This is a genomic window from Corynebacterium sp. HMSC28B08 (assembly GCF_001806865.1).
Taxonomy (GTDB): domain Bacteria; phylum Actinomycetota; class Actinomycetes; order Mycobacteriales; family Mycobacteriaceae; genus Corynebacterium; species Corynebacterium auriscanis.
In genome coordinates, this window is sequence record NZ_KV786168.1 from 1 (window position 1) to 6,652 (window position 6,652).

Below are 6,652 nucleotides of genomic sequence, written 5' to 3' on the forward strand. Positions count from 1 at the left end.
GGGGGGGGCTGAGTCTAAGGCGGGGTGGGGGCTGAGTCGTAGGTGGAGTAGGGGTGTGGCAGCTTCTAGGCGCGAGGTGGCTGCCCGGTTATAGGCCGCGCCCGCGTTAGGGTGGGTGGCATGGCTAAAAAGAAATCACGACCTACTCCCACTATCCCAGAAGCGGTGGACACTCTGTTTGACGCCCACACGCACCTCTATGCCACCGTGCGCAAAATGGGATATGACGTGGCGGGTGACCCGGATGCCTATCGGCTGGGGGTGGAGTACATCATGGAGCGCGCTGCGCAGGCCGGTGTGCGCGGGGTGTGCACTGTCGGTGATGGGCTGGAAGAAACGGAACGGGCGGTAGAAGCCACGGCGTTTCATGATCGAGTGTGGGCGGCCGTTGCGGTGCATCCCACGTTGGCGCACACTGTGACCACGGATGTGCGGGAACGCTTGCGGCAGCTCGCAGCGGACGAGCGCTGTGTGGCGATTGGCGAGACGGGGTTGGATACGTACTGGATTGGGAAGGACGAAGAGACGCCAGACCTGGATGTGCAGGAGGAGGCCTTCCGCTGGCACATTGACCTTGCGGTGGAAACGGGTAAGCCGTTGATGATTCATAACCGCGAGGCGGATGCAGAGATCTTGCGTGTACTGGAGGATTCACCGCGTCCAGAGGATGTAATCATGCACTGTTTCTCGTCGCCGTTGGAGGTGGCGAAGGAATGCTTGGATCGTGGATACGTGCTGTCGTTTTCCGGGAATGCCACGTTCAAGCGCAATGAGGAGCTGCGGGAGGCGTTACGGTTGGCGGATGCCGGGCAGATTTTGGTGGAAACCGATGCTCCTTATATGACGCCGGAACCGTTCCGTGGCGCACGTAATGAACCGGCTTTTGTGGGTCATACCGCACGGGCTTTGGCGGAGGTGCGTGGTATGGATCCGGGAAGTTTTGGGCGACTCGTTTCGGAGAACGCTGAGCGGATTTACAAAATAACAAGGCCGTAATTCGATAACGAATTGTTACCGTTGTGGTTTAGCGTCCTCGTGTTACTCATGTGGCGCTTGTGACCAGTGTGGCTCAAGTGAATTTGCGGTATTGATGTTTTGCCTGTTGAAGGGGAGAAAGTGATGTGGGCGACATCTATACAAATAATTTTGAAATGAACCTTTCGTTACCGTACTGTGACAAACTATCGAAAGAGTAGTTTCTGCCCTGGTTCGCCAACCGAGCCGAATAGCCAGTTCGAAATCGGGCTGAATAACACGAGAGGTAATCGTCCGAGTGTCTCCTAAGAAGAAGTCCTCCCTGCACCGCATCAACAACACCAGCTCCACCCCGCTGCGCGTGGCCACCGGTGGCATGCTGGCAACCCTCGTTGTCGGTGGTGGCGTGGCTGTAGCTGGCCAAAAGGATGTCACTGTTGACGTCAACGGCAAGATCATCGAAGCCAGCACCATGTCCGGCACCGTCGAGGGCGCATTGAAGTCCGCAGGTGTGGACGTGGATCAGCGTGCCATGGTCAGCCCCGCCCTGGATGAATCTATTGGTGATTCGGACACGATCACCGTGCGTACCCCTCGCCAGGTCAGCCTGGTTGTCGACGGTCGCAAGCAGACTGTGGATACCACCGCCCTGACCGTCGGTAGCCTGCTGGATCAGCTGGGCCGTACCGATGCGACCGAGTTGCTGTCCGATGCTCGTGGCGAGCGCATTCCAGAAGAGGGCATGACTCTCGAGGTCACCACCCCGAAGAAGTTCACCCTCAATGACGGTGGCGAGTTAGGCAAGATGAGCCTGCCGGCCCGCACCGTTGGGGATATTTTTAAGCTGCGCGGAACCCCGCTGGGCAAGGATGATGTTGTAAAGCCAGCGGCCAACACTCCGCTCAAGAATGGCATGCACATCGACGTCACCCGTGTGACTAAAAAGCGCGTAACCGAAGAGCGTGTTGTGGACGCTCCGGTCAAGGTGAAGGAAGATTCCAACCTGGCCAAGGGCGAGGAAAAGGTTGTCCGTGAAGGTAAAGCGGGCAAGGTTCGCGATGTATTCACCGTCCGTAGTGAAAACGGTACCGAAGTTTCGCGCGAACTGATCAATACCCGCACGATCACTAAGCCACAGGTACGCATCATTATTCGTGGCACCAAGGCCGATGGTTCTAAGGCTGGCAACGAGGCCGGAGGGAACACCGGTGCAGCAGCGCCTGCTGTCGCAGGTGATTCCGTCTGGGACCAGATCGCGCAATGTGAGTCCACGGGCAACTGGGCCATTAACACCGGCAATGGTTTCTCCGGTGGTTTGCAGTTCACCCCGTCCACCTGGGCTGGTTTCGGTGGTACGGAGTACGCACCTGCGGCTCACATGGCAACCCGTGAGCAGCAGATCGCTGTGGCTAAGCGCGTGCAGGCTGCCCAAGGCTGGGGCGCATGGCCGGCATGTACGTCCAAATTGGGGCTGCGATAAGCTGCAGGGGTGTCCCAACCTTCTCAACCCATCCAGCTTTTAGGCCCAGCTCAAGTTCGCGAACTCGCGGCCGAGCTGGGCATCACGCCTACCAAAAAGCTGGGGCAGAATTTCGTTCACGATCCCAACACGGTGCGCAAGATCGTAGCCGCGGCTGAGGTCGGTTCCCGCGACCACGTAATTGAAGTCGGCCCAGGCTTGGGTTCCTTAACATTGGCACTGTTGGAAACCGTGGAATCGGTCACAGCGGTGGAAATCGATTCGCGCCTCGCCCAAAAGCTACCCGCCACGGTGAACCATTACGCCGCGGGGGCGTTGGACAAGCTGGGCGTCATTGAAATGGATGCGCTGAAGGTGACTCGTGCCGATTTTGAGGCAGCGGGGCGACCCCTGCCCACCGCATTGGTGGCCAATCTGCCGTACAACGTTTCAGTACCGGTGCTTTTGCACCTGCTGGAGGAATTCCCCACCATCGACCGAGTGCTTGTGATGGTACAGCTGGAGGTTGCAGACCGCTTGGCGGCGAAGCCTGGATCGAAGATCTACGGTGTGCCTAGTGTGAAAGCTGGATACTACGGCCAGGTTTCTCGTGCCGCGACCATCGGCAAGAACGTTTTTTGGCCGGCGCCAAAAATCGATTCCGGCCTGGTTCGTATCGATCGTTACAGCAACGATCAACGGCCATGGGCTGCCAATGCGCCGCAGTTGCACACGCCCGAAGAACAGGCGCTGCGCAAAGAGACCTTCACCCTGGCGGACGCGGCCTTTTTGCAGCGCAGAAAAACCCTACGAGCGGCACTGAGCGGCCATTTTGGAAGTGGCCAAGCGGCAGAGCTAGCCCTCGTCGCCGCAGGGATTGACCCCAAAGAACGCGGTGAAAAGCTATCGGCCAGCGATTTCGTTCGGCTGGCTACACTGACTTCTGCACGTGAGGAGGGCCGCGATGCCTGACCTACCCCCAGAGACGCAGGCCGATGCGTCGCTCGCCGGTGTACCCCAGGCTGGTGTAACCCACGCCGATGCAGCTTTGCCCGGTGCGCCCCAGCACGGTGCGCCCCAGAACGGTGCGCCCCAGAACGGTGCGCCCGTGACCGTGACGGCGGAAGCCTACGGGAAGGTAAACCTATTGTTGGGTGTGGGGGACGCGCGCGCAGACGGCTACCACGAGTTGACGACTGTTTTTCAGTCCGTGGACCTGCGCGAAACCGTGACCGTCACGCGTGTGGAATCGAAGACTGGCATACAGGGGTTGACCGCAGACAGTGGTTTCGACGACCACGTGCCAACCGATTCGACGAACCTGGCCTGGCGGGCGGTGGAACTGGTGCGCGAGGTAGCCCGTGAGCATGCGGCCCAGGGAGCGCAACTGCGTAACTCTCCTGATGTTGGCCTGCGCATTGACATTCGTAAGGGCGTGCCCATGGCTGGGGGAATGGCAGGCGGGTCAGCTGATGCTGCGGCTGCCATTGTGGCAGGGGCCGAGTTCTTCTGGCCGCCAGAATTCGTACCGATCGAGGAACTCCACGCACGCGCTGTGACCTTGGGTGCCGATGTTCCGTTTTGCCTACTAGGTGGCACTGCGTTGGGAACGGGGATTGGCGAGGAGCTTTCACCGATTCTCACCCGAGGCACCTATCACTGGGTAATGGTGACCAACAAGAAAGGCCTATCCACTCCGACGGTCTTCAAGAAGCTGGACGAGCAGCGCCAGCTGGCCGCAGAAGGACAGCGTCCCGACGTGCGCGTGGGTGATCCTGGACAGGTCATCAAGGCTCTGCGGAGCGGCTCGGCGGAACTATTGGCAGCCCAGCTGGGTAACGATCTTCAAGCTCCTGCCGTGAGCTTGCTCCCTGAACTGCGGGAAACGCTGGGGTTGGCGCACCAGGCGGGGGCTCTGCGGGCGATCGTTTCTGGGTCGGGCCCCACGGTCGCCGTGCTATGCCACGACGAAGACCACGCGGTGGAGGTGCTGGCTAATATCACTGGTGCTGCCCGTGGGGTGCGTGCGGTGCTCGCCACATCGCCGGCGAGCGGGGCTCGTGTAGTAGCGCGAACCTGACCCCCGCGTATATCCCCCGCACTTTTGGAATAGTCCACTTGGAATAGTCCACGTTCAACCCAACGAAAGGCGTGCACACTATGGCTGCCCCAACGAACCTGATCAACTTTGAAAACGTCTCCAAAACCTACGGCCTGAAAACCTTGCTGGACCAGGTCAGTATCGGCGTTAACGTGGGCGACCGCGTGGGAGTGGTCGGGTTGAACGGCGGTGGAAAGTCTACGTTGCTGAAGATCCTCAGTGGGGCGGATACTCCAGATTCCGGGCGCGTGGCAGCCATGAACGATTTGCGTTTGGCGATGGTGACTCAGGACGTGCTGCGCGAGGTCTTGGTGGAGGATTCCCTCGCTGATACCACCGTTGGTGATGCTGTGTTGGGGTCCCTTGGTTTGGAGGTCTACGAGTGGGCATCCAACCCCAAGGTCCGCGGTGTTCTTAACGGTTTGGGGGTGGCAGACCTAGGGTTGGATACCCGTGTACGCGATCTTTCAGGTGGCGAGCGCCGCCGTACGGGCCTCGCTGCCGCACTCGTGCGCGATCTAGATCTGCTTATCCTCGATGAGCCCACTAACCACTTGGATGTCGAAGGTGTGCAATGGCTGGCCGAGCACCTGCTGTCGCGCAACACGGCGTTGGTAGTGGTGACCCACGATCGTTGGTTCCTAGATACGGTTGCGACTACGACCTGGGAGGTCCACGACGGTGCGGTGGATATTTACGAGGGCGGTTACAATGACTGGACTTTCGCGCGTGCCGAGCGTTCCCGGCAAGCCGATGCAGCAGAGCAGCGTCGTCAGAACTTGGCACGTAAGGAATTGGCTTGGTTGCGCCGCGGTGCTCCGGCGCGTACCTCTAAGCCTCGCTACCGTATTGAGGCCGCGGAATCCTTGATCAACGACGTTCCGCCAGTTCGTAACAAGGTGGAGCTCATGGCTTTCTCCGCCCGCCGGCAGGGCAAGAAGGTCATCGACTTAGAAAACGCCACGATTGCGACCCCGGATGGCCGAGTGCTGGTGGAACACCTCACCTGGCGATTAGGCCCCGGTGAACGCATTGGCTTGGTCGGGGTCAACGGCAGTGGAAAAACCACGCTGCTGCGAACGCTGGCAGGGGAGCACCCGTTGGTCGAGGGGCAGCGCAAGGAAGGCAAGACCGTCCGGTTGGGCTGGTTGCGCCAGGAGCTGGACGACTTGGATCCAGAGCGCCGATTGCTGGATGCGGTGGAGGACGTGGCAACGTATGTCACTATTGGGGATAAGGAACTCAGCGCCTCCCAGATGGCGGAGCGGCTGGGTTTTTCCGCGAAACGCCAGCGCACTCCGGTGGGGGATCTGTCGGGTGGCGAGCGTCGCCGTTTGCAGCTGACTCGCGTGCTTATGGCCGAACCCAATGTTTTGCTGCTTGACGAGCCAACGAACGACTTGGATATTGATACCTTGCAGGAGCTCGAAAGCCTGTTGGATGACTGGCCGGGTACGTTGGTTGTGATCTCTCACGATCGGTATTTGATCGAGCGTGTCTGTGATTCCACGTGGGCATTGTTCGGCGATGGCAAGCTGACGAATCTGCCCCGCGGCATCGAACAATACCTGGAAAAACGCACCGAGCTGGCCCGAGCGGCGGGTAAGAACGACAATGTGCTGGATTTCGGTGATAACCGTGGCGGATCTGCTGACACTGCTTCGCAGCCTATTCCCGACGCCACCTCCTCCGCGGCCCCGCGTTTGACTAGTCAGGAAGAACGTCAGCTGCGCAAAGACATGAACGCGCTTGAGCGCAAAATGGGCAAACTGAACGACAAGTTGGCGGACCTGCACAAGCAGATGGAAGCCGCTGCCGCTGATGCGTCCGGTGGCAACATCGACACTGAAATGCTCAGCGCCCTCGATGCAGAACAACGTGCTACCAATACTGAACTCGAGGGCCTGGAGCTTGAGTGGATGGAACTGGGCGAGCAGCTGGAGGGCTAAGCCCCTACCGCGTCTTGCTGCCCGTCGTTCCCGCGTGAGCTTTCCCTGTTCACCTCCACCACAATGAACTACTTGTCGTGGCAGGTGACACGGCGAATGCGTCAGCTTGGCCAACGGCTTGGGCACTCTGCCCGCATGCTGTCCAACCCGCATCATGCCTATGCTGGG

Annotated in this window: 5 protein-coding genes; all 5 read left to right on the forward strand. The window is 59.7% G+C overall.

Going from position 1 to position 6,652, the window contains the following annotated elements; translation table 11 throughout:
• The first annotated feature begins 120 nt into the window (after positions 1 to 120).
• The 5 genes from HMPREF3098_RS06625 to HMPREF3098_RS06645 all read left to right on the forward strand — a co-directional run bounded on the left by HMPREF3098_RS06625 (position 121) and on the right by HMPREF3098_RS06645 (position 6,484).
• The gene (locus tag HMPREF3098_RS06625) at positions 121 to 996 is read left to right on the forward strand and encodes a TatD family hydrolase (protein WP_070434489.1); all 876 of its coding nucleotides are present in this window, start codon (positions 121 to 123) and stop codon (positions 994 to 996) included.
• Between the two features lie 277 nt (positions 997 to 1,273).
• A complete protein-coding gene (locus HMPREF3098_RS06630; protein ID WP_070434490.1) occupies positions 1,274 to 2,455 on the forward strand; it encodes a resuscitation-promoting factor in 1,182 nt (393 codons plus the stop codon).
• A gap of 9 nt (positions 2,456 to 2,464) precedes the next feature.
• Positions 2,465 to 3,406, forward strand: a complete 942-nt coding sequence (gene rsmA / locus HMPREF3098_RS06635) for a 16S rRNA (adenine(1518)-N(6)/adenine(1519)-N(6))-dimethyltransferase RsmA (protein ID WP_070434491.1) — start codon at positions 2,465 to 2,467, stop codon at positions 3,404 to 3,406.
• Positions 3,399 to 4,514 (forward strand): 4-(cytidine 5'-diphospho)-2-C-methyl-D-erythritol kinase, encoded by a 1,116-nt coding sequence (locus tag HMPREF3098_RS06640; protein ID WP_083284269.1) that lies wholly within the window; start codon positions 3,399 to 3,401, stop codon positions 4,512 to 4,514. The genes rsmA and HMPREF3098_RS06640 overlap by 8 nt, the downstream gene beginning before the upstream one ends.
• A gap of 80 nt (positions 4,515 to 4,594) precedes the next feature.
• Positions 4,595 to 6,484, forward strand: coding sequence for an ABC-F family ATP-binding cassette domain-containing protein (locus HMPREF3098_RS06645; RefSeq protein ID WP_070434492.1), 1,890 nt, complete (start codon positions 4,595 to 4,597; stop codon positions 6,482 to 6,484).
• Positions 6,485 to 6,652 lie beyond the last annotated feature (168 nt).

Coding starts and splice junctions, on each gene's coding strand:
- HMPREF3098_RS06625 (WP_070434489.1), top strand. CDS start 121: ATGGCTAAAAAGAAATCACGACCTACTCCCACTATCCCAGAAGCGGTG.
- HMPREF3098_RS06640 (WP_083284269.1), top strand. CDS start 3,399: ATGCCTGACCTACCCCCAGAGACGCAGGCCGATGCGTCGCTCGCCGGT.
- HMPREF3098_RS06645 (WP_070434492.1), top strand. CDS start 4,595: ATGGCTGCCCCAACGAACCTGATCAACTTTGAAAACGTCTCCAAAACC.